The organism is Streptomyces sp. NPDC034084, assembly GCF_055575535.1.
The window spans coordinates 779,946-806,721 of record NZ_JBVISK010000001.1 but is presented as its reverse complement, the minus strand read 5'-3'; the positions used below and the strand labels follow the sequence as shown (position 1 = coordinate 806,721).

Genomic DNA, 26,776 nt, shown 5'->3' with positions numbered 1-26,776 from the left:
GATGTGCGCGAAGTCTCCGCTCCCATCCCCGATCGATAGGTCTGCCGAAGATGAGCCTCCACAGCACCGCCGCCAACCTGGTCACCCTCGCCGAGGGTGCCGAGCACGGCGGCAACCACGAAAGCCTCAGCCCCTACCTCACCGGCTTCGGCGCCTTCGGTGCCCTGCTTCTGCTGCTGTGGATCACCACCCGCTTCAACCGCGACCGCTGAACCGGAGACCGCTGATCCGGCGTCTGCCGCCGTGCCAGTAGGCTCTGCACGCATGGGAGAGCAGGAAGTGCCTACTGGCGGGCGCGGCAAGCGCCGACTCGGCGTGATGGGTGGAACCTTCGACCCGATCCACCACGGACACCTGGTGGCGGCCAGCGAGGTCGCCGCCCTGTTCCACCTCGACGAGGTGGTGTTCGTGCCGACCGGGGAGCCGTGGCAGAAGAACCACAAGGTCGTCTCGGCGGCCGAGGACCGCTACCTGATGACGGTCATCGCCACGGCGTCCAATCCGCAGTTCTCGGTGAGCCGGATCGACATCGACCGCGGCGGCGCGACCTACACCATCGACACCCTGCGGGACCTGCGGTCTCTCAACAGCGACGCGGACCTCTTCTTCATCACCGGAGCCGACGCGCTGGCGCAGATCCTCACCTGGCGCGACGCCGAGGAGCTCTTCTCGCTCGCCCACTTCATCGGCGTCACCCGGCCGGGCCACGACCTCACCGACGACGGACTGCCCAAGGGCGGGGTCTCGCTCGTCGAGATCCCCGCGCTCGCCATCTCCTCCACCGACTGCAGGGCGAGGGTCGCGAAGGGCGACCCCGTCTGGTATCTGGTCCCGGACGGCGTGGTGCGCTACATCGACAAGCGCCAGTTGTACCGCGGCGAGTGAGCTTCGGGGAGGGCCACCGGTGAACGATCAGCAGCACCCGTACGACCCGTACTATCCGCAGCCGCAGCTCATCGGCTACGACGAGTACGGGCAGCCGGTGTACCAGCAGCCGCAGGCACAGCAGCCGCAGGCACAGCACTACGACCCGTACGACGGGCAGCAGCAGCCCCCGCAGACGTACGGCTACGACCCGTACGCCCAGGAGCCTCCCGCGCAGCAGTCGTACGCCCAGCAGCCACCCGCCCAGGAGCCGGGGCCGTCCCCGCAGTACGACCCCTACGCGCACCAGGGCTACGCCTACCCGTCCTACGACACCGGACAGCAGTGGGCCGCCCAGGCCGAGCCCGCGCCCGCACCCGTACAGGCCCCCGTGCAGCCGGCGCCGGCCGCCCCGGTCGCGGCGCCCGCCGGCGTCCCCGGCCAGCGTCCCGCGTCCGAGCGGTCCGCCCCGGCGCGGCAGGACGAGGACGACCGCGCGTACCGCACCGAACAGTTCTCGTTCATCGAGGAGCCCGACGAGGACTCCGAGGACGTCATCGACTGGCTCAAGTTCACCGAGAGCCGTTCGGAGCGGCGCGAGGAGGCCAGACGGCGCGGCCGCAACCGGGTCGTCGCGCTCGTCGTCGTCCTCGTCCTCGCCGTCGCGGGCGGCCTCGGCTACCTCTGGTCGGCAGGCCTGCTGCCCGGTTCGTCCGACCCGGACGGCAAGGGCGGGAGCACCGCGTCGGGCCCGCAGCAGCGCGACACGATCGTCGTCCACCTCCACGACCTCAAGAACGGCACCACCTCCACCGCCCTGCTCGTGGACAACACGACCACCCGCCAGGGCACCACGGTCCTCCTCCCCAACTCCGTCGTCGTCGCCGACGCAGAGGGCGCCGGGACCACCCTCGGGAAGTCCGTCGAGGACGACGGTTCCAGTGGCACCCGGGAGGCCATCGGCAACCTGCTCGGGACGGAGATCACCGGCACCTGGCGGCTGGACACCCCGTACCTGGAGAACCTCGTCGAGTCCGTCAGCGGCATCGAGATCGACACCGACACGACCGTCCCCGACACCAAGAAGGGCGCCGAACCGCTGGTCAGGCAGGGCGAGAAGCAGACCCTGAACGGCCGCGCCGCCGTCGCCTACGCCACGTACAGGGCGCCCGGCGAGGCCGAGGCCAAGCAGCTCCAGCGTTTCGGCCAGGTCATGTACGGAGTGCTGCGGAAGTTCTCCAGCGACCCCGAGGCGGCCACGGTCACCATCGAGACCCTCCAGCAGATCCTCGACCCCTCGCTCCCCGAGAAGGACCTCGCCGCCTCCCTGGCCAAGCTCGCCGAGCACGCCAAGATCGGCGACTACAAGACGGCCCTGCTGCCCGTGGGGCAGGACGGCGCGCTGACCGAGAGCGCGAGCGACAGTGTGGTGAAGGACATCCTGGGCGGCAAGGTCACCGCGCCCGAGGCGGGCGAGGTGCCCCGGGTCTCGGTGCGGGACGGTTCCGGCAAGAAGGCGGCTGAGGCGGCCCGGATCGTCCTGATCAACGGCGGCTTCACGTTCGTGGGCGGCGCCGAGGCGCCGACCCGGGAGGAATCGCAGGTCCTCTACGGCGACGACGCCCAGAAGGCCACGGCGGCCGAGGTGGCCAAGACGCTGGGGCTGCCCGCCGGCTCGGTCGAGAAGGGCAAGCCCTCGGGAACGATCGCGGTCACCGTGATCCTGGGGCAGGACTACAAGGTCCCGGCGGCCCGGTAAGGGGCACCCCCGAAAAGGCCGACGGGACCGTCGGCGGTCCGTGAGACCCTGGAGGGGTACTGGACCGCCGACGAAAGCCTGCTTGTGACCGCTACGGACCGTTCCATCGAGCTCGTCAAGACCGCCGCCCAGGCGGCAGCCGACCGGCTCGCGCACGACATCATCGCGTACGACGTCAGCGACGTGCTGTCGATCACCGACGCCTTCCTGCTCGCCTCCGCGCCCAACGACCGCCAGGTCAAGTCGATCGTCGACGAGATCGAGGAGCGGCTGCTCAAGGAGCTCGGCGCCAAGCCGGTCCGCCGTGAGGGCGACCGCGACGCGCGCTGGATCCTGCTGGACTACGTCGACATCGTCGTCCACGTCCAGCACAGCGAGGAGCGGGTCTTCTACGCCCTGGAGCGGCTGTGGAAGGACTGCCCCGAGCTCGACCTGCCCGAGGACGCCCTGAAGACCCGCGGCAAGGCCGCCGAGCACGCCGCTCTGACCGGCGCCGACATCGAGGCCGGGTCCGGCCTTCCCGAGGGACCGGACGGTGAGCTGAGCTGAGCACCACCAAGGGCGGCAGCGGCCGCCGCATCGTCCTCTGGCGTCACGGCCAGACCTCGTGGAACCTGGAGCGCCGCTTCCAGGGCTCGACGGACATCGAGCTGACGGAGACCGGCGTCTCCCAGGCGCGCCGCGCCGCACGTCTGCTCGCCGCGCTCAAGCCGGACGCCATCGTGGCCTCCGACCTGAAGCGGGCGGCGGCCACCGCCGCCGAGCTGGCCGCGCTCACCGGCCACACCGTCGCCCACGACTCCGCCCTGCGCGAGACGTACGCGGGGGAGTGGCAGGGACTGACCCACGAGGAGATCGTGGGGCGGTACGGCGAGCAGTACGCCGCGTGGAAGCGCGGCGAGCCCGTGCGCCGGGGCGGCGGTGAGCTCGAGACCGAGGTGGCCGACCGGGCCGCCCCGGTGGTCCTGGAGCACGCCGACAAGCTCCCCGAGGACGGCACGCTCGTCGTGGTCAGCCACGGCGGCACCATCCGCACCACCATCGGCCGGCTCCTGGGCCTGGAGGCCCGGCACTGGGAGAGCCTGGGCGGGCTCTCCAACTGCTGCTGGTCGGTGCTCGGTGAGGGCGCCCGCGGCTGGCGTCTGATGGAGCACAACGCGGGCACGCTGCCCGAGCCGGTCCTCGGCGACGACGACTGAGCCCCACGACCGGGCCTGCCGGACCCGGATTTCACTTTCCGGCAGGTCACAGGCTAGAGTTCTTCTTGTTCGCAGCGCGGAGCGCGAAGAACACGAGGGGCTATAGCTCAGTTGGTAGAGCGCCTGCATGGCATGCAGGAGGTCAGGAGTTCAATTCTCCTTAGCTCCACAGTCACCGAATCCCGCCCCCATCAGGGGGCGGGATTCGTCGTTTTCGTCATATGGTCCGAAGGATCTCGATCCCCCGGCGGCTCTCCTCGTCGCTCGGCGTGTACGTCACGATCCGGCACTCCGGCATCCCGTTGACCGACAGGGAGACCGAGGTCAACCGGACCTCGCCCACCTGCTCGTGCCGGAAGGTCTTCACCCTCGTCCCCGGCGGTACCACGTCACCGCTGCGCCAGAGCCGGGCGAACTCCGGGCTGGCCTCCGCGAGACGGCGTACGAACTCCTCCCAGCCGGGCTCGCCCACGTGGCGGCCGTACGCACCGCGCAGCTGGGCCACCATCAGCGGCAGCTCCCGCTTCCTGTCGACCACCGGGCACGTTGGCCCCGGCACGCTGAAGAGCGCCCAGAGCACGTTGCGTATGCCGAACGGGCCGGTGTCCAGGCCCTGTCCGTTCTGCATCAGGAGCCGCTCGTACAGGACGTTGGTCGCGAGCACGTCGTACCGGGCGTTGTAGAGCACTGCCGGGAGCGGGTCCAGAGCGTCGAGGATGCCCTGGATCTCCGGGCTGACCTCCTCGGCGTCCGAGGCCGACCGGTCCGGTGCGTACGGCACCTCGGCCAGGTGGTAGAGGTGCTCGCGTTCCGGCCGGTCGAGGCGGAGGGTGCGGGCCACCGCGTCGAGGACCTGCCCGGAGGCGTTGATCGGCCGACCCTGCTCCAGCCAGGTGTACCAGGTCACGCCCACGCCGGAGAGCTGGGCGACCTCCTCGCGGCGCAGCCCTGGCGTGCGCCGGCGGAGTCCCGGCGGCATGCCCACGTCCTCCGGGGTCACCCTGGCCCGGCGGCTGCGCAGGAACGCGGCCAGTTCCGGTCGTCGCCGTCGCTGCGTCGGTACCGCTGCCACAATCGTCACACCCCCATGGTCGAGGCCCCCTGCCGCCGCTGCCAGGTGGTGTCAGTACCAGCATCGGCGGGCTCTCGTCACCCGTATCCGATCGCGGTCACGCTCGTCGCATGACCTCGACCACGACACGTCCCGTACTCAGTAAAGACGGTGCCACCGACAGCCGCCCCGGACTGCTGCTCGCAGTGGTGCTCGCCGCCCAGTTCATGGCACTCCTCGACGTCTTCATCGTCAACGTCGCCGCCCCCACCCTCCGGACCGAACTCTCCGCGTCCGGAGGCGCGCTCCAGCTCGTCATCGCCGGATACACCATCACCTACGCGGTGTTGCTGATCACCGGGGCCCGCCTCGGTGACCTGGTCGGCCACCGCCGCGCGTACCTCGGCGGACTCGCCCTCTTCACCGCGGCCTCGCTCGCCTGCGGACTCGCCGCGGACGCGAACCAGTTGATCGCCTTCCGGCTGGTGCAGGGCGCGGGATCCGCCCTGATGATCCCTCAGGTCCTGAGTCTCATCCAGCGCAACTTCTCGGGCGCGCCCCGGGCCCGGGCCCTCAGCGCGTACTCCGCGGTCCTGGCCACCGGCGCGGCCGCCGGGCAGGTCGCCGGCGGTGTCCTGGTGAGCGCCGACCTCTTCGGCACCGGCTGGCGACCGGTCTTCCTGGTCAACGTCCCCATCGGGATCGCCCTGCTCGTCCTCGGCGCCCGGATGCTGCCCCGGGACGCACACGCGGGGCCCACGCGCGCGCGTGCCCTCGACCTGCCGGGTCTGCTCCTGCTCGCCGCCGCCGTGTCCCTCCTGACCGTCCCCCTGGTCCTCGGCCAGGAGCAGGACTGGCCACTGTGGTCCTGGCTCTCTCTCGGCGGCTCCCTGGTGCTCGCCACTGTCTTCGGCGTGTACGAGTCCCGGCTCGCCCGGCGGGGCGGCGCCCCGCTGATCGCCCCCCGCGTGCTGCGCGTCCCCGGGATGGGGCGGGCCGTGGTCTCGATCGCCGTGGCGATGAGCGTCAACGCCGGCTTCCTGTTCACCCTCACCCTGCACCTGCAGGGCGGCCTCGGCCACAGCGCCCTGCGCGCCGGACTCACCTTCGGCCCCGCTGCCGTCGTCTTCGGCACCGTCGGCCTGACCTGGCGGCGCCGGCCGGCCCGGCTGCACCGCGCTCTGGTCCCCGCCGGATTCCTGCTCGCGGCCGCGGGGGCCCTCGGTGTCGGAGGACTGCTCGGGGACGGCGGCACCGGAGGCTGGGGGCTGTACCCGGCCCTGGGCGCGTTCGGCGCGGGGATCTCACTGGCCTTCAGCCCCGCCCTGACCGGGGCGCTGGCCACCGTACGCCCCGAGGACGCGGCCGACGCCAGCGGACTGCTCGCCACCGTCACCCAGCTCGGACAGCTCGTCGGCGTCGCCGCCTTCGGCACGCTCTTCCTCGGCCGGTACGCGGATTCCGGAGCCCTGGAGTCAGCCGACGCCCTGTGGACGACCGCCCTGGCCCTGGCCGCCGCCTGCTTCCTGGGCGCCACGGCGGGACTGCCGCGACGATCACGCTGACCCTCTTGCGGTGCCATGGCAGAATCGGACGGCCGGAGGGGGACGACGATCCGGACGGGAGGGTGACCCAAGTGCTCGGCGACAACGGCAGGGTGTCCTATGGGTGCACGGCCTGCGGCCACAGCTGGAGCTGACTGATGGGTGCACACAGGCGGAAGTGCGACTGGTGCGGCAGCGGCACGCCCATCGTGCGTGACATGGACCCCGTCAACCCCGGATTCCAGTACTGGTGCGAGGAGTGCGCGCGGGCGCTGATCATAAAAGGCGACCCCATCGAGACCTACCGCGAGCTGGAGGGGGAGCCGATCTACGGCCGGCTCCTCGACGAGCACTGCACCCTCAAGCGGTTCTACTCCTTCGCCACGGCCTGACGCCGCAGCGTCAGCGCGTAGCCCACGAGCAGCGCCGTCGCCGTCAGCGGATAGACCGCGGACAGCAGCATCTGCCCGGCGTTCTGGTCCAGTTCCGGGCGGCCCGGGTCGTGCGGCACCCACCACAGCGCGAACGAGGCGAAGACCAGCGCCACCGCCCCCGTCACCGGCCACGCGCGCGTGGCGCGGTCCGCGAGCAGGATCAGCAGGGGCACGCACCAGACCCAGTGATGGGACCACGAGATGGGGCTGATCATCAGCGCCGTGAACGCGCAGACGACCACGGCCACCGCCTTGTCGCCGCGCACCGCCGCCCGTACCGCGAGCAGCATCGCCGCGCCGCCCAGGACGGCCGCGGTCACCGCCCACCACATACCCGGGTCGTCCGTGTGCATCAGCCGGGCCAGGACCCCGCGGATCGACTGGTTGGCGGTCTCCTCGGCGAAGCCGACCCGGCCCGTCTCGAACAGGGTCCGTGTCCAGAACCGCTTCGAGTCCGCCGGCAGGGCGAGTGCCACGGCCAGCGTCGTCCCGAGGAACACCCCGGTCGCCGTCAGCGCCGTGCGCAGCCACTGGTTCATGCCCCGGTCCCGGCGCCACAGCAGCAGACCCGCCGCGAGCAGCAGCACCACGAAGAGCCCCGGAGTGAGCTTCACCGCGGTCGCCAGGCCGATGCCCAGGCCGGCCCAGCGGCTGCCCTCGCGGCGGGTGAGGTCCCAGAGCACCGCCACCGCTATGAGCAGGTTGATCTGGCCGTACCGCAGGGTCGTCCACACCGGCTCGCACCAGACCGCGACGGCGGCGACCCACAGCGCCGTGCGCCACAGGTCCGTACGGGAGAGGGAGGGCCGGACCAGCTGGAGGGACAGCCGTACCAGGGCGATCACCAGGAGCAGGTTCCCCGCCGTGGTCAGCGTCCGCATCAGCGGGACGCCCACCAGGGTCAGCGGGACGAACAGCAGCGCCGCGAACGGCGGATAGGTCATCCCGAGGTTCGCCGAGGTCGCGCGCATCGCGTACAGGTCCCCGCCGGCCCGGACCGTCTCGCCCTCGGCCCGGTAGACCATCACGTCGAGCATGTTCACGTGGGCGAGGCGTTGCGCCACCCAGAAGGCCGCGAACGAGAGCAGGCAGACCGCCGCGGCGGTGGCCATGGGCCACGGCCGGGCGCGGGCTTTGGAGAGCACGGAGACGGACACAGTCGGCGACCCTACCCGGCAGGTCAGAGGGGCTCCGAGAATCGATTTGGAGATCTGCCGGGGAGCCGGTTAATGTTCTGTCTGTCGCCGCGAGGGAAACCGAAACGGAGACGGAAAACAGCAAGGGGCTATAGCTCAGTTGGTAGAGCGCCTGCATGGCATGCAGGAGGTCAGGAGTTCAATTCTCCTTAGCTCCACAGAAAAGAAGCGGGCCACCCGGATCGGGTGGCCCGCTTCTTCATTGGCACCCGTCGTCGCCGCTCCGTGGAACGCCGGTGCGGCCCGCTCGGGCCCTGCGGTACCCTGGCGCCATGCGTGCCGTACGCCTCCTGCTTACCGAGCCGCGCTGACCAGTCCCGACGGGTGACAGACATCCCCTCGGAGTCGGCGCGGCATCCCCTCCTGTGCGAGGGGATTTTTCATTTCGGGCAGTTCGTGGCAGTGGGCAGAGACGATCGATGGAGCATCAAGGACCATGACCGAGATCACTTCGGCCGCCGAGACGGCGGCCCCTCATCGCTACACGGCAGCCATGGCCGCCGACATCGAGGCACGCTGGCAGGACTTCTGGGACGCCGAGGGAACCTACGAGGCGCCGAACCCCACCGGTGACCTGGCGGGCGACCCCGCCGTCGCCGCCCTGCCCAAGAAGTTCATCATGGACATGTTCCCGTACCCCTCGGGTGCGGGCCTGCACGTCGGCCACCCGCTGGGCTACATCGCCACGGACGTCTTCGCCCGCCACGCGCGCATGACCGGCCACAACGTGCTGCACACCCTGGGCTTCGACGCCTTCGGCCTGCCGGCCGAGCAGTACGCCGTGCAGACGGGCACGCACCCGCGCGTGTCCACCGAGGCCAACATGGAGAACATGAAGGTCCAGCTGCGCCGGCTGGGCCTGGGCCACGACAAGCGCCGGTCGTTCGCCACGATCGACCCGGAGTACTACAAGTGGACCCAGTGGATCTTCCTGCAGATCTTCAACTCCTGGTACGACGACGAGGCCAAGAAGGCCCGGCCCATCGCCGAGCTGATCGAGCAGTTCGAGAACGGCACGCGTGAGGTCCCCGGCACGCGCGCGTGGAGCGAGCTGAGCGCCGCCGAGCGCTCCGACCTCCTGGGCGAGTACCGCCTGGCGTACGCCTCCGACGCGCCCGTCAACTGGTGTCCCGGCCTGGGCACCGTCCTGGCCAACGAGGAGGTCACCGCCGACGGCCGCTCCGAGCGCGGCAACTTCCCCGTCTTCAAGGCCAAGCTCCGCCAGTGGAACATGCGGATCACCGCCTACGCGGACCGCCTGCTGGACGACCTGGACGCGCTGGACTGGCCCGAGGCCATCAAGCTGCAGCAGCGGAACTGGATCGGCCGCTCCGAGGGCGCCCGCGTCGACTTCCAGGTCGGCGGCACCGGAGCCATCACCGTCTTCACCACCCGCCAGGACACCCTGTTCGGCGCCACCTACATGGTCCTGGCCCCCGAGCACGACCTGGTCGAGAAGATCGTCCCGGCCGCCTGGCCCGAGGGCACCCACGAGGTGTGGACCGGCGGTCACGCCACCCCCTCCGAGGCCGTCGACGCCTACCGCAAGCAGGCCGCCTCGAAGTCCGACGTCGAGCGCCAGGCCGAGGCCAAGGACAAGACCGGCGTCTTCACCGGCGCGTACGCGACCAACCCGGTCAGCGGTCAGCAGGTCCCGGTCTTCATCGCCGACTACGTCCTGATGGGCTACGGCACCGGCGCGATCATGGCCGTCCCGGCGCACGACAGCCGAGACTTCGCCTTCGCGCGCGCCTTCGAGCTGCCGATGCGCTGCGTCGTCGAGCCCTCGGACGACCGCGGCACCGACCCCTCGACCTGGGACGACGCCTTCTCCTCGTACGAGGCGAAGCTGGTCAACTCCGCCAACGACGAGATCTCCCTGGACGGCCTGGGCGTCGTCGACGCCAAGGCGAAGATCACCGCCTGGCTGGCCGACCGCGGCATCGGCGAGGGCACCGTCAACTTCCGTCTCCGCGACTGGCTGTTCAGCCGCCAGCGGTACTGGGGCGAGCCCTTCCCGATCGTCTACGACGAGGACGGCGTCGCCCACGCGCTGCCCGAGTCGATGCTGCCCCTGGAGCTGCCGGAGGTCGAGGACTACTCGCCGCGCACCTTCGACCCCGACGACGCCGACACCCAGCCGGAGACCCCGCTCTCCCGCAACGAGGACTGGGTCAACGTCACCCTGGACCTGGGCGACGGCTCCGGCCCGCGCCGCTACCGGCGCGAGACCAACACCATGCCGAACTGGGCCGGATCCTGCTGGTACGAGATGCGCTACCTCGACCCGCACAACTCCGAGAAGCTGGTCGACCCCGCCGTCGAGCAGTACTGGATGGGTCCCCGCGAGGGCATGCCCACCGGCGGCGTCGACCTGTACGTCGGCGGCGCCGAGCACGCCGTGCTGCACCTGCTGTACGCGCGCTTCTGGTCCAAGGTGCTGTTCGACCTGGGCCACGTCTCCTCGGCCGAGCCGTTCCACAAGCTGTACAACCAGGGCATGATCCAGGCCTTCGTCTACAGGGACGCGCGGGGCATCGCCGTTCCGGCGGCCGAGGTCGAGGAGCGGGACGGCGGCTTCTGGTACCAGGGCGAGAAGGTCAGCCGCGTCCTGGGCAAGATGGGCAAGTCCCTGAAGAACGCCGTCACGCCGGACGAGATCTGCTCCGAGTACGGCGCCGACACCCTGCGCCTGTACGAGATGGCGATGGGCCCGCTGGACGTGTCCCGCCCGTGGGACACGCGCGCGGTGGTCGGCCAGTACCGGCTGCTGCAGCGGCTTTGGCGCAACATCGTCGACGAGGCGACCGGTGAGGTCACCGTCGTCGACACCGCGCCCGACGAGGACACGCTGCGCGCCCTGCACAAGGCGATCGACGGCGTCGCGCAGGACATGGCCGCGATGCGCTTCAACACCGCCATCGCCAAGATCACCGAGCTGAACAACCACCTGACCAAGTCCGGTGGCGCGGTCTCCCGGCCGGTCGCCGAGCAGCTGGTGCTGCTGGTCGCCCCGCTGGCCCCGCACATCGCCGAGGAGCTGTGGCGCAAGCTGGGCCACACCGACTCGGTCGTCCACCAGGACTTCCCGGTCGCCGACCCGGCGTACGTCGTCGACGAGACCGTGACCTGCGTCGTGCAGATCAAGGGCAAGGTCAAGGCCCGCCTGGAGGTCTCCCCGTCGATCACGGACGCGGAGCTGGAGACGCTGGCGCTCGCCGACCCGCACGTGGTCGCGGCGCTGGGCGGCGCGCAGATCCGCAAGGTGATCGTCCGCGCGCCGAAGCTGGTCAACATCGTCGCCGGCTAGAGACACGGCTAGCGACACATAGGGGTTTCCCCTACGGGCAGGTTGGGGGTTCCGATGGAACCCCTGGCCTGCCCCTTCCGTTTACGGTGGAGGAACCACAGCCGTGGGGATTCGACGGACGCCGGAGGGGCGCACATGGAAGCCACGATTATCACGATCATGGCGCTGCTCTTCTTGTCCTTCGTGGCGCTCGGGGTGTACGTCACCGTGAAGGCCGCGAAGGCAGCCAAGCGAGGGGTGGACCGCACCATCGACCAGGCCCGGCGCACGGTCGAGGACACCACACTGCGGGCCAAGAGCTTCGGCGCGGCCGGGACGGCGAGCGAGCTGGCCCGGCTTCGGCTCTCGCTGCGCACCTCGATGCGCGCCACCCAGGAGGCACTGCGGGCGGGGGTCGGCGAGGACGCCTCGCTGAAGGAGTCCCTCGACCTGTTCCACCGGCTCAGCACCCACGGGCTCGAACTCGACACGGACCTCAAGCGTCTGGAGCGGGAGCCCGACAAGGCGTGGGTGGCCGGCCAGCTCCCCGAACTCGCCGCGCGGACCGAGCGGATCACCGGCTCGGCAGACGCGCTGCGGCGCGCCGCCCGGGAGCGGGCGCTGAAGTTCGCGGAGGACGACCTGTCGACGCTCAGCGCGCAGATCGACATCGAGGCGGGTGCCCTGCGCCACTGGGCGGCTCCCGAGACCGGGCGGGGGGCGGCCGGGGCAGCCGGTCCCGGGGCGGCGACCGGGGCCGCGGACGCGGAGGCGGCCGACGGATGGGGACAGCCCGCCCACCCCGCAGACCGGACGGGTCCGGGGGCCGACGGAGAGCGGTCCGCGATCACGGCGCCCGATCCCCGACGGGCGGCCTACCCCTGGGAGAAGTCGGCCCGCCCGGAGACCACCACCTGACGGAACGGCCCTGGAGCCGGCCGGGACGGGGCGGCGGACGGCGTCCGGTGGGGGGCGGGCTGCCGCGCGACAGCTTCGGCGGGTAACCTCCCGCTCATGTCCCGGCATGTCGCGATCGTCACCGATTCCACGGCCTACCTGCCACGCCAGACGAGGGAGCGGCACGCCATCACCACGGTCCCGCTGACCGTCGTCATCGGCGACCGTGCCCACGAGGAGGGCACCGAGATCTCGGCGAAAGCCCTTGTCGAGGCCTTGCAGAAGCGCCGGTCCGTCACCACGTCCCGGCCGAGCCCCGAGGTCTTCGCCGAGGCCTACCGCCAGGCCGCCGAGGCGGGGGCGCAGGGCGTCCTCTCCCTCCATCTGTCCGCGGAGGTCTCCGGGACCTACGACGCCGCCGTGCTCGCGGCCAAGGACGCCCCCGTGCCCGTACGGGTGGTGGACACCCGCATGGTCGGCATGGCGCTGGGCTTCTGCGCCCTCGCCGCGGCGCAGGTCGTGGAGACCGGTGGTTCCCTCGACGAGGCGGCCGCGGCGGCCGAGAAGTGTGCCGCGGAGACCTCCGCCTACTTCTACGTCGACACCCTGGACTATCTGCGCAGGGGCGGGCGCATCGGCGCCGCTCAGGCGCTGCTCGGCTCGGCGCTGGCGGTGAAGCCGCTCCTCGAACTCGACGGCGGGCGGATCGAACTGAGGGAGAAGGTGAGGACGGCCTCGAAGGCCATCGCGCGCCTGGAGGAGATCGCCGTGGAGCGGGCCGGCTCCGGCTCCGTCGACATCGCCGTGCACCACCTCTCCGCACCGGAGCGAGCCGCCGTGCTCGCGGACCGGCTCCGAGAGCGGGTCCCCGGAATCGAGGACCTCCATGTCAGCGAGGTGGGTGCGGTCATCGGCGCCCACACGGGCCCCGGCCTCCTCGCGGTCGTCGTCTCGCCGCGCTGAGACCGTCCGTCCTTGGCGACGGTCTCGTTCCGGGCGTCCTCGGGGGTCTTCGGGCGTCCTCGGGTGTCCCTCACCAGGGGGACGGAGTTTTCCACAGTGGAGTGCCTGTCCACGGAAGACGGCTGAGCTCCGCACGGGTCGTCCGTGATCTCTACCGTCACGGACATGACTCTTCGTACACGTATCGCATCGACCACCTCCTCCAGGATCTCCCCTTCGGGAGGTGCTCCGACGAGCGGGCCCGGACGGGCGCCCGGTTCGGACGGACGCAGCCGCCCCGGAGGGCGCGGCTCGCCCGCTGGGCCGGCCCGGAGGCGCGTCCGGGCCGGCCGGGCCCCCGCCGTGCCAGGAGGGGTGGTGCGGCGGCGGGGGGACGCGCTGTTCTTGACCGTGACACCGCCGGTGCCGGTGGCTGGACCGCCACCGCCTCCCCTGCGTGCTCCGGAGGTGCCGGAGGCGCCGGAGCGTGGTTCCCCGCCAGGGGTACGCGAGCGGGTGGCCGCGCTCCTCCGCGACCGGACCCCGGTGTGGGTGCAGACCAGGTGCGGGCTCGAGCCGAGGGCGCTGGGCGCGCTGACGGTGGTTCTGCTGGTGGCCGCGGGCCTCGCGGGCGGGTACTTCTGGACCGGGCGGCCCGAGCCGGTGCGCGCTCCCGAACTCGTCCGCGCCGCGTCCCCCGTGGCCGCCGCGCCCGCGCCGAAGGTGAGTGCGGGAGAGGGGATGGGGGAGGCGCCGGGAGCCGGATCGGGGCCCGGGGCGGGATCGGGTCCGGGAGCGGTGCCGGGGGCTGTGGCTTCCGGGGGGCGGGTCGTCGTCGACGTCGGCGGCAAGGTGCGCAGGCCCGGGGTGCTGACCCTGCCGGCCGGCTCGCGTGTGGCGGATGCCCTGCGGGCGGCGGGGGGTGCGGAGCCCGGCGCGGACCTCACGGGGGTCAATCGGGCCCGCGTCCTGTTCGACGGCGAGCAGGTCCTGGTCGGTCTGCCCGGGGCCCCGGGGGCCGGGCCGGGGCCGGGCGGCGGCTCCGGTCGCGGGGCCGGTGCGCCGGCGGGGGTGCCGCTGAGCCTCAACACGGCCACGGCGGAACAGCTCGACGGCCTTCCGGGTGTGGGGCCCGTGCTCGCCCAGCACATCGTCGACCACCGGACGGAACACGGTGGCTTCCAGTCGGTCGCGGAACTGCGGGAGGTCAACGGCATCGGTGAGCGCCGTTTCGCCGACCTCGAACCGCTGGTCCGGCCATGAGTCGCGACGAGGTGAGCGGTGAGGAGCGCGGCGGGCGGGAGCCGTCGTGGCGCGAGGGGCCGACCGATCTCCGGCTCGTTCCCCTCGCGCTGGCGGCCTGGGCGGCGGCGGCCTGGGCCGTGGGCACCACCGGGTGGTGGACGGTGGCCGGCGTCATGGTCTGTCTGGCGGGCGCGCTGGTCCTGCTGATGCGGGGCCTTGTGAGGCGGCGCGGGGGTCCGAAAGGTGGCCGTCGAGCCGTCGTACCGGGGACCACGCCCGGGTGGCGCCTACGGGCGACCGCCTGGGCCGGCGTTCTGCTCTGCGCGGCGGCCGGAGCCACCTCCGCGGGGCTGCACACGGCGGATCTCCACCGGGGTCCGGTGCCGGAGCTGGCGCGGGAGTACGCACGGGCCCGGCTGGAGGTGGCGGTGACCTCCGATCCGCGGCTCACCCGGCCCAAGGTCCGGGGCAACGCGATGGCGCCGGTCTCGATCGTCCTGGACGGCGAGGTGACCCGGGTCGAGCGGCCGGACGGTTCGGTCCACCGGACACGGACGCCGGTTCTGCTGATCGTGCCGTCGGGGAAGGGACGCGAGGAGTGGCTGCGGCTCCTTCCCACCACCCGGCTGCGGGTCGGTGCACGGCTCGCGGCACCGCTGCGGTCCGGGGAGCCCTTCGCGGCGGTGCTCAAGGTCGACGGAGCCGGGCCACCGCTGATCGTCGGGCCGCCGAGCGCCCTGCAACGGACGGCGGGGGACCTGCGCGCCGGGCTGCGGAGGGCGACCGAGAAGCTGGACCCGGACGCGAGGGCCCTGCTGCCCGGACTGGTCGTCGGGGACACCTCCAGGATCGGCCAGGAGCTGCGGGACGCGTTCGAGGCGACCGATCTCACCCACCTCCTGGCGGTGTCCGGCAGCAATCTCACCGTCGTGCTGCTCCTGCTCATCGGGCGGCCCGGGCGGGCGCACCAGGTGGAGCGGGGCGGGCTCGCGCCACGGATCGGGTTGTCGCTGCGGGTCACGGCGCTGGGCGGGGGAGGGCTGACGCTCGCCTTCGTGATCGTCTGCCGTCCGGACCCGAGCGTGCTGCGTGCCGCGGCCTGCGGGCTCGTCGCGTTGCTGGCGATCGGTACCGGGCGCCGGAGATCGCTGATTCCCGCGCTGGCCGCGGCTGTCCTGATCCTGGTGCTCTACGACCCCTGGCTCGCGCGGAGTTACGGCTTCCTGCTCTCGGTCCTGGCGACCGGGGCGCTGTTGACGATCGCGCCGCGCTGGAGCGAGGCGCTGCGGCGGCGCCGGGTGCCGGGGCGGTTGGCGGAGGCGCTGGGTGCGGCCCTGGCGGCGCAGGCGGTGTGTGCGCCGGTCGTGGTGGTGTTCGCCGCGCGGGTGAGTCTGGTCGCCATCCCGGCGAACCTCTTCGCGGAATTCGCGGTGGCGCCTGCGACGGTGTGCGGGTTCGCCACGCTCGCCCTGGCGGCGGTCTGGATGCCGGCCGCGGAGGGCGTGGCATGGGTGGCGGGATGGCCGGCCGGATGGATCGCGCGGGTGGCCCGTACGGGCGCCGCACTCCCGGGGGCCGAGCTGGCCTGGCCCGGCGGGTGGTGGGGCGGCCTCGGCCTCGCGATGCTCACGGCGCTGGTGGTCCTGGGGGCGCGGAGACTGCCGTACCGGGGGGTGGTCGGCGCGACGGTCGCCGCGCTGCTGTTGCTCGTGGTGGTGCGGCCGGCGCCGCTGGCCCGTTGGGTGACGGGGTGGCCGCCGCCGGGCTGGGTGTTCGCGATGTGCCAGGTGGGACAGGGGGACGCGACGGTGCTCGCGGCGGGTGGGGACTCCGCCGTCGTGGTGGACGCGGGTCCCGACCCCGTACCGGTGGATCGCTGTCTGCGCCAACTCGGTGTGCGGAGAGTGCCGTTGCTGGTGCTCACCCACTTCCACGCCGACCACGTGGCCGGACTTCCCGGGGTGCTGCGGGGGAGGGCGGTGGGCGCGATCCAGACCACGGAGCTCGAAGAGCCACCGGGTCAGGCGGCGTTCGTGCGGAGGACGGCGGCCGCCGCCGGGGTGCCGCTGATCCGTGCGGGGCCGGGCGAGCGGCGGAGGCTCGGGTCCCTGGAGTGGCGGGTGCTGTGGCCGGGGGCCGGTGCCGGGAAGGCCGGGGCGTCCGAGGGAGGGCCCAACGATGCCAGTGTCACGCTGCTCGTCCGTACCGCCGGAGGGCTGAGCCTGCTGCTCCTCGGTGACCTCGAACCGCCGGCCCAGCGGGCGCTGACGCGGGCTCATCCGGATCTGGGGCCGGTGGACGTGCTCAAGGTCGCCCACCACGGTTCCGCGCACCAGGACCCCGGTCTGATGCGAGCGGTGCGGCCGCGGCTCGCGCTCGTGTCCACGGGGAGCGACAACCCGTACGGCCACCCTTCGCCCCGGACGCTGGAGGCGTTGCGGGCGGGCGGGGCGCGAGTGCTGCGGACCGATCGGGACGGGGCCATCGCGGTGGTGGGGGCCGGGCGCGGGCTTGTGGCGGTACCGGGAGGGGGGTGAGACGTGGAATGCGCTGCGAACCCCAGATTGTAAAGGAACGCTTGTAAAGAAGTCTTTCTAAGGATACCTTTTCATCATGCCGGAGATCGCTGAACAGCAGCCCGGGGACGAGCAGCCCCGCAGTATCCGACTCACCGACCCGCGCGCCCTGCGGGCCTACGCCCACCCGCTGCGGCTGTCGCTGGTGGGACTGCTGCGCACCAGTGGGCCCTTCACCGCCACCCGGGCGGCCGAGCTGACCGGCGAATCCGTGGCCAACTGCTCCTATCACCTGCGGATACTCGCCAAGTACGGGCTCGTCGAGGAAGCACCCGGCGGGCGGGGCCGGGAGAAGCCCTGGCGGGCCACGGCCCGGTACACGGAGTGGCCGGGGCACAGCGAGGACGCCACGGTCGCCGAGGCGGCCGACGCGCTGAGCGCCGCCGTCGCGGAGAACTACTTCGCGCGGGTCACCCGGGCCGTGGAGAACCGGCACCGGCTGCCGAGGAAGTGGCGGGAGGCCGAGCAGTTCGGCGACTCCGTGCTCCACCTCACCGCCGAGGAGCTGACCGGCCTCGGAGAGCGGATCGAGGAGCTGCTCCGCCCCTACGAGGAGCGCGCGTCCGATCCGTCCCTCAGGCCCGAGGGTGCCCGGCCCGTCAGCATCCTGCGCATCGCGTACCTGGACCAGTCCGTCCCCGGCAGCGAAGAGGAGTGACGAGATGGCCCTCGTGAAACGCGTGCCGGCGCTGCTGCGCGAGCGGACCTTCCGCCGCTACTGGACGGGGCAGACCGTCTCCCTCGTCGGAGACCAGGTCTCGCTCATCGCCATCCCGCTCGCGGCCGTCCTGATCCTGGGCGCCGACGCCACCGCGATGGGCCTGCTCAAGACCGCCGAACTTCTCCCCGCCCTCCTGCTCAACCTGCCGCTCGGCGCCTGGGCCGACCGGCAGGCCCGCCGCAGGCGCGCCATGATCGCGGCCGACCTGGGGCGGGCGGCGCTGGTCCTGACCCTCCCCGTGGCCTACGCGCTCGACGCGCTGACGCTCGGCCAGCTGTACGCGGTGGCCTTCGGGATCGGTGCGCTCACCGTGCTCTTCGAGGTCTGCAACGTCACGCTGTTCGTCGCACTCGTCCCCACCGAGCGGTACGTCCAGGCGAACTCGCTGGTCAACGGCAGCCGTTCGATGGCCTGGCTCGCCGGGCCCGGGATCGGAGGACTGCTCGTGCAGTTCCTCACCGCTCCCTTCGCCCTTGTCGCGGACGCCCTCACCTACCTGCTGTCGGCCGGGTACCTGGCCCGGATCAAGCCGGTCGAACCCGCGCCGGCGCCCGTGGCCAAGGGACACTTCACCGAGGGGCTGCGCTGGGTGGTACGGGAGCCCTCCATGCGCGCGCTGTTCGCGGCGTCCGGCACGATCCAGTTCTTCAACTACATGTTCCACACCCTCTTCGTGCTCTACGCCTCCACCGAACTCGGCATCGGGGCGGGCCTGCTCGGCCTCGTGCTCGCCGCCGGAGCCGTGGGCGGACTTCTCGGGGCGGTGTGGAGCGGTGCCGTCGTCCGGCGGATCGGCCTCGGCGCCTCACTCGTCGCCGGCTTCCTCGGATTCACCCTGCCCCTGCTCCTGATACCCCTGGCGGACGGGCCGCTGCCCGTGGTGGCGGGCCTGGTGTTCGTCGCGGAGTTCCTCTCCTGCCTGGGGGTGATGCTCGCCGACATCGCCGCGGGATCGTTCCAGATGGCGCTGATACCCGACGCCGTACGGGCCAGGGTCATGGGCGCGTATCGGACGCTCAACCACGGCTTCCGTCCGCTCGGCGCACTCGTCGGCGGCCTGCTCGGCGCCGCGATCGGGCTGCGCCCCACGCTGTGGATCGCCACCGCCGGGGCCGTCCTCGCCGTGCTCTGGCTGCTGCCCTCGCCGCTGCCGCGGATGCGCGAACTGCCCCTGCGGGAAGGGGAATCACTGCCCGTCGGCTAGCGGGGTGGATCATGGGGCGGGCAGACTGCCGGTATGCCGACACACGAACCAGCCCTGATCGCCGCCTACCTGCGCCGCATCGGCGCGGAGCGGCCGCGGCGCGCGGACGCAGCCGCCCTGCGCGAGCTGCATCTGTACCACCTGCGGACCGTGCCCTTCGAGAACCTCTCGATCCACCTCGGCGAGCCCGTCGTCCTGGACGAGAAGGCACTCCTCGACAAGGTGGTCGGAGCCCGCAGGGGCGGGTTCTGCTACGAGGTCAACACGGCGTTCGCCGTCCTGCTGCGGGAGCTCGGATACGAGGTCGCGCTGCTCCAGGGACGGGTCATCGGGCCGGACGGGGCGCCGGGCATCCCGTACGACCACATGGCGCTGCTGGTGGAGACGGCGGAGGGCGAGCGCTGGCTGGCCGATGTCGGCTTCGGCGACCACAGCCACTTCCCGCTGGCCTTCGACGCCCGCGACGACCAGCGGGACCCGGGCGGGACCTTCCGGATCGTGGAGACCGCGGACGGCGACCTGGATGTGCTGCGGGACGGGAAGCCGCAGTACCGGCTGGAGCGGCGACCGCGGGAGCTCGTCGACTTCATGGCCGGCGCCTGGTACCACCAGACCTCGCCCGACTCGCACTTTCCCCGGTCCCTCATCTGCTCCCGCCTCACCGAGGACGGCCGGATCACGCTCAGCGCGCCGAAGCTGATCACCAGAGTCGGAGGGGAGCGCGAGGAGCGGATCCTCGACGGCGACGAGGAGGTGAGGAGCGCGTACCGGGAGCTGTTCGGCATCGAGCTCGACGTGCTGCCGACCGTACGTAGCGAAACCCTCAATTCGGACCCTCGGTAACACTTGCCCCGGGCGGCGGGAGCCGCGCGCGGCTCCCGTTCGCGGGTGTCGTTGTCCCCTCCTCGGCAGCGCCGTCGTCACCCAGGGCGAGCACCACGGCCTCGGCGACGTCCTGCTCCAGGTCGCGCCCCGGCCCCAGCTCCCTGAGCCGGGTGACTGGGAGATCGACCCCGCCCACTCGCAGATCGGCTTCACGGCGCGCATCGGCCTCGCCCCCGGATCCACGGACGGTTCAACAGCTTCGTGGGCGCGGTGCGGATCGCCGAGCGCATGGAGCACTCGGCGATGCACGTCGTCATCGACGCGGCCTCCATCGACACCGGGGTCCAGATGCGCGACGACCACCTGCGCTCCGGTGACTTCCTCGACGTCGGCGTCCACACGACGCTGGAGTTCTTCAGCGAGCGCTTCGTCCACCGGGGCGGCAGCCGCCGGGCCGTCACCGGAGCGCCCACCCTCCACGGGGTGAGCCGCACGGTGACCCTGGACGCCCGGTACCTGGGCCTCGGGAGCGGACTGGAAGGTGAGGCGCGGGGCGCCTGCCGGGCCACCACCGAGCTGCACCGGGAGGACTTCACCCTCATCTGGCAGACGCTGCTCGCGCGGGGATCGCGGCCGTCGGATCGAGTATCGGCATCGGCCTCGACATCCAGATCGTTCCCAGAAGGGCTGACGGATGGCGGGGCGCCGCCGGCCGTACGGAGGCGCGGCGGGCCCCTGCCCTACGGGGCCTCCAGCCAGCCCTCGTACTCGGCGGCCAGGGCGTCCAGGGCCGCCGGGTCGAGGCGGGCGTCCGGGTCCTCGACGACCACCAGCCACTGCGCGTCCTCGGCGTCGTCCTCCCCGGCCAGGGCGTCCCGCACGAGCTGCGGTTCCTCGGCCACGCCGAAACGGTCGGGGAGTTCCCCGGCGACCTCCTCGGCGGCGTCGCGGTCGGGGAGTACCAGTACGTGTCGTTCGCTCACCCCGCCATTCTCGTCCTCTTCCCGGGCGGGGCTGTCAGTGGCCCGTGCGATGCTGGACGGCGATGGCCACCAGAAAGACTTCCCCCGACGACCTCCTCGGCCCCGTGACGCTCGCCGTGGGTCAGGAGGACCTGCTCCTCGACCGCGTCGTCCAGGAGGTGGTGGCGGCCGCGCGGGCCGCCGACGCCGACACGGACGTGCGCGACCTCGCCCCCGACCAGCTCCAGCCCGGGGCGCTGGCGGAGCTCACCAGCCCCTCGCTCTTCGCCGAGCGGAAGGTGCTGGTCGTGCGGAACGCGCAGGACCTCTCCGCCGACACGATCAAGGACGTCAAGGCGTATCTGGACGACCCGATCGAGGACATCTCGCTCGTCCTGCTCCACGCCGGCGGCGCCAAGGGCAAGGGGCTGCTCGACGCGGCGCGCAAGGCGGGCGCCCGGGAGGTCGCCTGCCCCAAGACGACGAAGCCGGCGGAGCGGCTGACGTTCGTCCGGCAGGAGTTCCGGAGACTCGGGCGGTCGGCCACGCCCGAGGCCTGCCAGGCGCTGGTCGACTCGATCGGCAGTGATCTGCGGGAACTCGCGTCCGCGGTCGCGCAGCTCACGTCCGATGTGGACGGGACGATCGACGAGGCCGTCGTCGGGCGGTACTACACGGGCCGAGCCGAGGCCTCCTCCTTCAACGTCGCCGACCGCGCCGTCGAGGGGCGGGCGGCCGAGGCGCTGGAGGCCCTGCGCTGGTCGCTCTCGACCGGGGTCGCGCCGGTGCTCATCACCAGCGCGCTGGCCCAGGGGGTACGGGCGATCGGCAAGCTCTCCTCGGCGCGGGGCGGCCGGCCGGCCGACCTGGCGCGGGAGCTGGGCATGCCGCCCTGGAAGATCGACCGCGTGCGGCAGCAGATGCGCGGCTGGACCCCGGACGGGGTGTCCCTGGCCCTGCGGGCGATCGCGGACGCGGACGCGGGGGTGAAGGGCGGGGGCGACGACCCGGGCTACGCGCTGGAGAAGGCGGTCGTGGCGGTGGCGCGGGCGGCGAGGATGCGGCGGGGGTGAGCCGGGGGCCGCGGGCCGTGCGGTCTGCCGTGCGGCGCGGGCGGCTCGTCGTCGATGCGGAGTCGGGCGGTGCCGTCCGGGAGGTCCCCCACCCCGCCCCTTCCCGAAACCCCGCCGGGGGCTGGTGGTGGGGGGGAGGTGCGTTTCTCCGGGGGCTCCGCCCCCGGCCCCCTGGTAGGGCGGGGGCTTCGCCCCGCCCGTCCTGCGCCCCGTAGCTCGGCGGGGGCTCGCCCGTCTTGCGCCCCCGTAGCTCGGCGGGGGCTCGCCCGGCCTGCGGCCGGTCCAAGGGGCGGTCCGTCCGGGCCCGCCACTGGGTCCCGAGGCTGCGTCGTGCGCGCCGCTCGTTCCGGGCCCCCTACGTTGCCCCCGCCCCGCGCCACCCCCTTCGGCTCCGCGTACGGCGAAGGCCCCCCTGCTCCTGGGGAAGGAGGCAGGGGGGCCTTCGGCGTTGTAGATGGTGGGCTCGCGCCCGCGTGGCGAACGCGTCCGCGCGCGAGTCCGGGGTGGCCGGGTGGGAGCGGGAGAGAGGGCCCGCTGGGTCCCGTACGGCCGGTTACATCAGAGCTCAGCCCTGGAGAGCGGCAACCTTGATCGCCAGCGCCGACTTCTTGTTGGCGGCGGCGTTCTTGTGGATGACACCCTTCGAGACAGCCTTGTCGAGCTGACGCGAGGCGGCACGAGTGGCGACGGTGGCCTTCTCGAGGTCGCCGGCGGCGACAGCCTCACGGGCCTTGCGGATCGCGGTCTTGAGCGAGGACTTGACGGCCTTGTTGCGCAGGCGCGCCTTCTCGTTCGTCTTGTTCCGCTTGATCTGGGACTTGATGTTCGCCACGAAAAGAGCCTTTACAGGTTCGGTGTTCCTTCTGGATGCGCCTCGCAGCTGAGAGGGCATACGAGACACAGCTGTCCACAGTATCAGTCACCTTCTGGGCCGCCCAAACCGGGCGCCGGGCGACGGGCATGGGACCATGGTGTCGACGTATCCGTTCTGAACATCGCCCGAGACGAGATCCCTGCGTGCCCGCGACTCCTACCAACGTGCCCGAGCCGAGCCGTACCGACCCGGCTCTGATCCGCAACTTCTGCATCATCGCGCACATCGACCACGGCAAGTCCACGCTCGCCGACCGGATGCTCCAGCTGACCGGTGTGGTCGACCAGCGGCAGATGCGTGCTCAGTACCTCGACCGGATGGACATCGAGCGGGAGCGCGGCATCACGATCAAGTCCCAGGCGGTGCGGCTGCCCTGGGCGCCGACCGAGGGGCCGGCTCAGGGCAGTACGCACATCCTGAACATGATCGACACTCCCGGGCACGTCGACTTCACCTACGAGGTCTCGCGCTCGCTGGCCGCCTGTGAGGGCACGATTCTGCTCGTGGATGCCGCGCAGGGCATCGAGGCGCAGACTCTCGCGAACCTCTATCTCGCGATGGAGAACGACCTCACGATCGTTCCCGTGCTCAACAAGATCGACCTGCCCGCCGCCCAGCCGGAGAAGTTCTCCGAGGAGCTCGCCAACCTCATCGGCTGCCAGCCGGAGGACGTCCTCAAGGTCTCCGCGAAGACCGGCATGGGCGTCGAGGCGCTGCTCGACCGTGTCGTACGGGACGTCCCGGCCCCGGTCGGTGTCGCCGACGCCCCCGCCCGCGCGATGATCTTCGACTCCGTGTACGACTCCTACCGGGGCGTCGTCACGTACGTCCGTGTCGTCGACGGGCAGCTCAACAAGCGCGAGCGCATCCGGATGATGTCCACCGGCGCCACGCACGAGCTGCTGGAGATCGGCGTCTCGTCCCCCGAGATGACGTCCTCGGACGGTCTCGGCGTCGGCGAGGTCGGTTACATCATCACCGGTGTGAAGGACGTCCGTCAGTCCAAGGTCGGTGACACGATCACCTCCCTGCACCAGGGCGCCACCGAGGCGCTCGGCGGTTACAAGGACCCGAAGCCGATGGTCTTCTCGGGCCTCTACCCGCTGGACGGCTCCGAGTACCCGGACCTCCGCGAGGCCCTCGACAAGCTGCAGCTCAACGACGCCGCGCTCGTCTACGAGCCGGAGACCTCCGCCGCGCTCGGCTTCGGCTTCCGCGTCGGTTTCCTCGGTCTCCTCCACCTCGACGTGATCCGTGAGCGGCTGGAGCGCGAGTTCGGGCTCGACCTGATCGCCACCGCGCCGAACGTGGTCTACCGCGTCGTGATGGAGGACGGCAGCGAGCACACCGTCACCAACCCGAGCGAGTTCCCCGAGGGCAAGATCAACGACGTGTACGAGCCCGTCGTGCGCGCCACGATCCTCGCCCCGAGCGAGTTCATCGGCGCGATCATGGAGCTCTGCCAGACCCGTCGCGGCACCCTGATCGGCATGGACTACCTCTCCGAGGACCGGGTCGAGATCCGCTACACCCTGCCCCTCGCCGAGATCGTCTTCGACTTCTTCGACCAGCTGAAGTCCAAGACGCGCGGTTACGCCTCCCTCGACTACGAGCCCACCGGCGAGCAGGCCTCCAGCCTCGTCAAGGTCGACATCCTGCTGCACGGCGACAAGGTGGACGCCTTCTCGGCCGTCACCCACAAGGACGCCGCGTACGCCTACGGTGTCCGGCTCGTCGCCAAGCTGCGCGAGCTCATCCCGCGGCAGGCCTTCGAGGTGCCCATCCAGGCGGCCATCGGCTCCCGGGTCATCGCCCGCGAGACCATCCGTGCCATCCGGAAGGACGTCCTCGCCAAGTGCTACGGCGGTGACATCTCCCGTAAGCGGAAGCTGCTGGAGAAGCAGAAGGAAGGCAAGAAGCGCATGAAGATGGTCGGCTCGGTGGAGGTGCCCCAGGAGGCCTTCATCGCCGTCCTCTCCAGCGACGAGTCCTCCGGCAAGAAGAAGTAGCCGGGCGGGCGAGGAAATAGCTGTCCTGTGCAGCCAACGGGTCCACGTGCCGCGTGCGCGTGGGCCCGTTCGTTATGAAGCGACGCCCTGTAAGGCCTTACGCGCCGGTCCTCGGGCCCTTACTCTGATCCCGGCTCGAAGGTTACTCGCCAGTTAGTTACGAACCACCAGAAGGCACCGCCGCCGCCCGGAGGACGTCGTGAGCGACACACAGACCCAGATCGAGAACCGGCCGCCCTCCGTGGCGAGCCTCTTCCTTGAGCGCGTCGAGCGGACCCCGGACGCGGAGGCCTACCGCTACCCGGTCCCCGCCGCCTCCGGCGCCGGCCCGGACGAATGGAAGTCGCTCAGCTGGGGTCAGGCCGCCGAGCGGGTCTACGCGATCGCCGCCGGTCTCGTCGACCTCGGTGTCCAGGCCGAGGAGCGCGTCGCCCTCGCCTCCTCCACCCGGGTCGAGTGGATCCTCGCCGACCTCGGTGTCATGTGCGCCGGCGCCGCGACCACCACGGTCTACCCGCAGACCAACGCCGAGGAGTCGGCGTTCATCCTCTCCGACTCCGAGTCGAGGGTCCTCATCGCCGAGGACGCGGCCCAGCTGGCCAAGGCCGTCGAGCGCCGCGCCGACCTGCCGGAACTCCACCACGTGGTCGTCATCGACGCCACCGGCGTCGAGAGCGACGGCGAGTTCGTCCTCTCCCTCGCCGAGCTGGAGGCGCGCGGCAGGGCGTACCTGGAGAAGCACCCCGAGGCCGTCAAGGAGCGGGTCGCCGCGATCACCCCCACGCAGCTCGCCACCCTCATCTACACCTCCGGCACCACCGGCCGCCCCAAGGGCGTCCGCCTCCCGCACGACAACTGGTCGTACATGGCCAAGGCCATCGCCGCCACCGGCCTCGTCACCCACGACGACGTCCAGTACCTCTGGCTGCCGCTCGCCCACGTCTTCGGCAAGGTCCTCACCTCCGGCCACATCGAGGTCGGTCACGTCACCGCCGTCGACGGCCGTGTCGACAAGATCATCGAGAACCTGCCGGTGGTCCAGCCGACCTACATGGCGGCCGTGCCCCGCATCTTCGAGAAGGTCTACAACGGGGTCGCCGCCAAGGCCCGCGCCGGTGGCGGCGCCAAGTACAAGATCTTCCAGTGGGCGGCCGAGGTCGCACGCGAGTACGCCAAGGCCACCCAGGACAACTTCCGCCGCACCGGCACCGCCTCCGCGCCCTTCGGCCTCTCGGCGAAGCACAAGGTCGCCGACGCCCTCGTCTACGGCAAGATCCGCGAGGCCTTCGGCGGCAACCTGCGCGCCTGCGTCTCCGGCTCCGCCGCGCTCGCCCCCGAGATCGGCTACTTCTTCGCCGGCGCCGGCATCCACATCCTGGAGGGGTACGGCCTCACGGAGTCCTCCGCCGCCTCCTTCGTCAACCCGGGCGAGGCCTACCGCACCGGCACCGTCGGCAAGCCGCTCCCCGGCACCGAGGTCCGGATCGCCGACGACGGCGAGATCCTGCTGCGCGGCCCCGGCATCATGGAGGGCTACCACGGCCTGCCCGAGAAGACCGCCGAGGTCCTCGAGTCCGACGGCTGGTTCCACACCGGCGACATCGGTGAGCTGTCCGCCGACGGCTACCTCAAGATCACCGACCGGAAGAAGGACCTGATCAAGACGTCCGGCGGCAAGTACATCGCGCCGGCCGAGGTCGAGGGCCAGTTCAAGGCCGTCTGCCCGTTCGTCTCGAACATCCTGGTCCACGGCGCCGACCGGAACTTCTGCACCGCTCTCATCGCCCTCGACGAGCCCTCCCTCCTCGGCTGGGCGGCCGAGCACGGGCTCGGCGGCAAGTCGTACGCGGAGGTCGTCGCCGCCCCGGAGACCGTCAAGCTCATCCAGGGCTACGTCGACCGCCTCAACGAGGGCCTCCAGCGCTGGCAGACGATCAAGAAGTTCCGCCTGCTGCCGCGCGACCTCGACATCGAGCACGGCGAGCTCACCCCGTCCCTGAAGCTGAAGCGTCCGGTGGTCGAGCGCGAGTACAAGAACCTCATCGAGGAGATGTACGCGGGCTCCCGCGAGTCCTGATCCCGCGCGGACCCCGCTCACCCGGGCAGTACGGG

Annotated in this window: 22 protein-coding genes, 2 tRNA genes and 1 pseudogene; 21 read left to right on the top strand and 4 right to left on the bottom strand. The window is 71.7% G+C overall.

Going from position 1 to position 26,776, the window contains the following annotated elements:
* Positions 1–50: 50 nt before the first annotated feature.
* The 6 genes from ACZ51I_RS03760 (at position 51) to ACZ51I_RS03735 (ending at position 3,991) form a co-directional block, all read left to right on the top strand.
* On the top strand, positions 51–212 hold the full coding sequence (locus ACZ51I_RS03760) for a hypothetical protein (protein WP_187282665.1): 162 nt from the start codon (positions 51–53) through the stop codon (positions 210–212).
* Between the two features lie 52 nt (positions 213–264).
* Entirely contained in the window at positions 265–885 is a 621-nt protein-coding gene (gene nadD / locus ACZ51I_RS03755) for a nicotinate-nucleotide adenylyltransferase (protein WP_468871271.1), read from the top strand.
* Between the two features lie 19 nt (positions 886–904).
* The gene (locus tag ACZ51I_RS03750; protein ID WP_468871269.1) at positions 905–2,623 is read left to right on the top strand and encodes an LCP family protein; all 1,719 of its coding nucleotides are present in this window, start codon (positions 905–907) and stop codon (positions 2,621–2,623) included.
* An 84-nt stretch (positions 2,624–2,707) separates the two neighbouring features.
* Positions 2,708–3,172 carry a ribosome silencing factor gene (gene rsfS, locus ACZ51I_RS03745; protein WP_366035795.1) on the top strand — a complete coding sequence of 155 codons (465 nt, stop codon included), beginning with the start codon at positions 2,708–2,710 and terminating at the stop codon, positions 3,170–3,172.
* On the top strand, positions 3,169–3,822 hold the full coding sequence (locus ACZ51I_RS03740) for a histidine phosphatase family protein (RefSeq protein WP_468871686.1): 654 nt from the start codon (positions 3,169–3,171) through the stop codon (positions 3,820–3,822). The genes rsfS and ACZ51I_RS03740 overlap by 4 nt, the downstream gene beginning before the upstream one ends.
* A 96-nt stretch (positions 3,823–3,918) precedes the next feature.
* Positions 3,919–3,991 (top strand) — tRNA-Ala (locus ACZ51I_RS03735).
* Between the two features lie 48 nt (positions 3,992–4,039).
* Here the strand turns inward: ACZ51I_RS03735 and ACZ51I_RS03730 are convergent.
* Positions 4,040–4,903, bottom strand: coding sequence for a helix-turn-helix transcriptional regulator (locus tag ACZ51I_RS03730; protein WP_468871268.1), 864 nt, complete (start codon positions 4,901–4,903; stop codon positions 4,040–4,042).
* A gap of 101 nt (positions 4,904–5,004) precedes the next feature.
* Between ACZ51I_RS03730 and ACZ51I_RS03725 the strand changes: the two genes are divergently transcribed.
* Positions 5,005–6,438 carry an MFS transporter gene (locus tag ACZ51I_RS03725; protein WP_468871267.1) on the top strand — a complete coding sequence of 478 codons (1,434 nt, stop codon included), beginning with the start codon at positions 5,005–5,007 and terminating at the stop codon, positions 6,436–6,438.
* A 137-nt stretch (positions 6,439–6,575) separates the two neighbouring features.
* The gene (locus ACZ51I_RS03720) at positions 6,576–6,809 is read left to right on the top strand and encodes a hypothetical protein (RefSeq protein ID WP_015033559.1); all 234 of its coding nucleotides are present in this window, start codon (positions 6,576–6,578) and stop codon (positions 6,807–6,809) included.
* Here ACZ51I_RS03720 and ACZ51I_RS03715 read toward each other — a convergent pair.
* Complete coding sequence (locus ACZ51I_RS03715; RefSeq protein WP_468871266.1) at positions 6,788–8,008, bottom strand: glycosyltransferase 87 family protein; 1,221 nt, start codon at positions 8,006–8,008, stop codon at positions 6,788–6,790. The genes ACZ51I_RS03720 and ACZ51I_RS03715 overlap by 22 nt on opposite strands.
* Before the next feature lie 124 nt (positions 8,009–8,132).
* On the opposite strand from ACZ51I_RS03715, the gene ACZ51I_RS03710 reads away from it, so the two are divergent.
* From ACZ51I_RS03710 to ACZ51I_RS03665, 10 genes and pseudogenes are all read left to right on the top strand, one after another.
* Positions 8,133–8,205 (top strand) — tRNA-Ala (locus ACZ51I_RS03710).
* Between the two features lie 278 nt (positions 8,206–8,483).
* On the top strand, positions 8,484–11,357 hold the full coding sequence (gene leuS / locus ACZ51I_RS03705; RefSeq protein WP_468871265.1) for a leucine--tRNA ligase: 2,874 nt from the start codon (positions 8,484–8,486) through the stop codon (positions 11,355–11,357).
* 135 nt (positions 11,358–11,492) lie between these two features.
* On the top strand, positions 11,493–12,254 hold the full coding sequence (locus ACZ51I_RS03700; RefSeq protein ID WP_468871264.1) for a hypothetical protein: 762 nt from the start codon (positions 11,493–11,495) through the stop codon (positions 12,252–12,254).
* A 96-nt stretch (positions 12,255–12,350) separates the two neighbouring features.
* Positions 12,351–13,196, top strand: a complete 846-nt coding sequence (locus ACZ51I_RS03695) for a DegV family protein (RefSeq protein ID WP_468871263.1) — start codon at positions 12,351–12,353, stop codon at positions 13,194–13,196.
* Positions 13,197–13,691: 495 nt separating this feature from the next.
* On the top strand, positions 13,692–14,438 hold the full coding sequence (locus tag ACZ51I_RS03690) for a ComEA family DNA-binding protein (RefSeq protein WP_468871262.1): 747 nt from the start codon (positions 13,692–13,694) through the stop codon (positions 14,436–14,438).
* Complete coding sequence (locus tag ACZ51I_RS03685) at positions 14,435–16,957, top strand: ComEC/Rec2 family competence protein (protein WP_468871261.1); 2,523 nt, start codon at positions 14,435–14,437, stop codon at positions 16,955–16,957. Before ACZ51I_RS03690 ends, ACZ51I_RS03685 begins: the two co-directional genes overlap by 4 nt.
* 76 nt (positions 16,958–17,033) lie before the next feature.
* On the top strand, positions 17,034–17,654 hold the full coding sequence (locus ACZ51I_RS03680) for a winged helix-turn-helix domain-containing protein (protein ID WP_468871260.1): 621 nt from the start codon (positions 17,034–17,036) through the stop codon (positions 17,652–17,654).
* Between the two features lie 4 nt (positions 17,655–17,658).
* The gene (locus tag ACZ51I_RS03675) at positions 17,659–18,921 is read left to right on the top strand and encodes an MFS transporter (protein ID WP_468871259.1); all 1,263 of its coding nucleotides are present in this window, start codon (positions 17,659–17,661) and stop codon (positions 18,919–18,921) included.
* 33 nt (positions 18,922–18,954) lie between these two features.
* On the top strand, positions 18,955–19,764 hold the full coding sequence (locus tag ACZ51I_RS03670) for an arylamine N-acetyltransferase family protein (protein WP_468871258.1): 810 nt from the start codon (positions 18,955–18,957) through the stop codon (positions 19,762–19,764).
* 55 nt (positions 19,765–19,819) lie between these two features.
* Positions 19,820–20,432 (top strand): annotated as a pseudogene (locus ACZ51I_RS03665) (YceI family protein); the annotation flags it as partial.
* Between the two features lie 54 nt (positions 20,433–20,486).
* Here the strand turns inward: ACZ51I_RS03665 and ACZ51I_RS03660 are convergent.
* The gene (locus tag ACZ51I_RS03660; protein ID WP_030684879.1) at positions 20,487–20,729 is read right to left on the bottom strand and encodes a hypothetical protein; all 243 of its coding nucleotides are present in this window, start codon (positions 20,727–20,729) and stop codon (positions 20,487–20,489) included.
* A gap of 62 nt (positions 20,730–20,791) precedes the next feature.
* Between ACZ51I_RS03660 and holA the strand changes: the two genes are divergently transcribed.
* The gene (holA, locus tag ACZ51I_RS03655; RefSeq protein ID WP_468871257.1) at positions 20,792–21,781 is read left to right on the top strand and encodes a DNA polymerase III subunit delta; all 990 of its coding nucleotides are present in this window, start codon (positions 20,792–20,794) and stop codon (positions 21,779–21,781) included.
* Positions 21,782–22,346: 565 nt separating this feature from the next.
* Here the strand turns inward: holA and rpsT are convergent.
* On the bottom strand, positions 22,347–22,613 hold the full coding sequence (gene rpsT, locus ACZ51I_RS03650; RefSeq protein ID WP_468871256.1) for a 30S ribosomal protein S20: 267 nt from the start codon (positions 22,611–22,613) through the stop codon (positions 22,347–22,349).
* 185 nt (positions 22,614–22,798) lie between these two features.
* Here rpsT and lepA point away from each other — a divergent pair, with 185 nt between their 5' ends.
* Both lepA and ACZ51I_RS03640 read left to right on the top strand, forming a co-directional pair.
* Entirely contained in the window at positions 22,799–24,664 is a 1,866-nt protein-coding gene (gene lepA, locus ACZ51I_RS03645) for a translation elongation factor 4 (RefSeq protein WP_030684875.1), read from the top strand.
* 199 nt (positions 24,665–24,863) lie between these two features.
* Positions 24,864–26,741 carry an AMP-dependent synthetase/ligase gene (locus ACZ51I_RS03640; RefSeq protein WP_468871254.1) on the top strand — a complete coding sequence of 626 codons (1,878 nt, stop codon included), beginning with the start codon at positions 24,864–24,866 and terminating at the stop codon, positions 26,739–26,741.
* The last annotated feature ends 35 nt before the right edge of the window (positions 26,742–26,776 follow it).

Excerpts from the sequence above, each read along its gene's own strand:
- leuS (WP_468871265.1), top strand. The coding sequence starts at position 8,484 with ATGACCGAGATCACTTCGGCCGCCGAGACGGCGGCCCCTCATCGCTAC.
- holA (WP_468871257.1), top strand. The coding sequence starts at position 20,792 with ATGGCCACCAGAAAGACTTCCCCCGACGACCTCCTCGGCCCCGTGACG.
- ACZ51I_RS03700 (WP_468871264.1), top strand. The coding sequence starts at position 11,493 with ATGGAAGCCACGATTATCACGATCATGGCGCTGCTCTTCTTGTCCTTC.
- nadD (WP_468871271.1), top strand. The coding sequence starts at position 265 with ATGGGAGAGCAGGAAGTGCCTACTGGCGGGCGCGGCAAGCGCCGACTC.
- ACZ51I_RS03675 (WP_468871259.1), top strand. The coding sequence starts at position 17,659 with ATGGCCCTCGTGAAACGCGTGCCGGCGCTGCTGCGCGAGCGGACCTTC.
- ACZ51I_RS03685 (WP_468871261.1), top strand. The coding sequence starts at position 14,435 with ATGAGTCGCGACGAGGTGAGCGGTGAGGAGCGCGGCGGGCGGGAGCCG.
- ACZ51I_RS03695 (WP_468871263.1), top strand. The coding sequence starts at position 12,351 with ATGTCCCGGCATGTCGCGATCGTCACCGATTCCACGGCCTACCTGCCA.
- ACZ51I_RS03760 (WP_187282665.1), top strand. The coding sequence starts at position 51 with ATGAGCCTCCACAGCACCGCCGCCAACCTGGTCACCCTCGCCGAGGGT.
- ACZ51I_RS03670 (WP_468871258.1), top strand. The coding sequence starts at position 18,955 with ATGCCGACACACGAACCAGCCCTGATCGCCGCCTACCTGCGCCGCATC.
- ACZ51I_RS03725 (WP_468871267.1), top strand. The coding sequence starts at position 5,005 with ATGACCTCGACCACGACACGTCCCGTACTCAGTAAAGACGGTGCCACC.
- ACZ51I_RS03720 (WP_015033559.1), top strand. The coding sequence starts at position 6,576 with ATGGGTGCACACAGGCGGAAGTGCGACTGGTGCGGCAGCGGCACGCCC.
- ACZ51I_RS03680 (WP_468871260.1), top strand. The coding sequence starts at position 17,034 with ATGCCGGAGATCGCTGAACAGCAGCCCGGGGACGAGCAGCCCCGCAGT.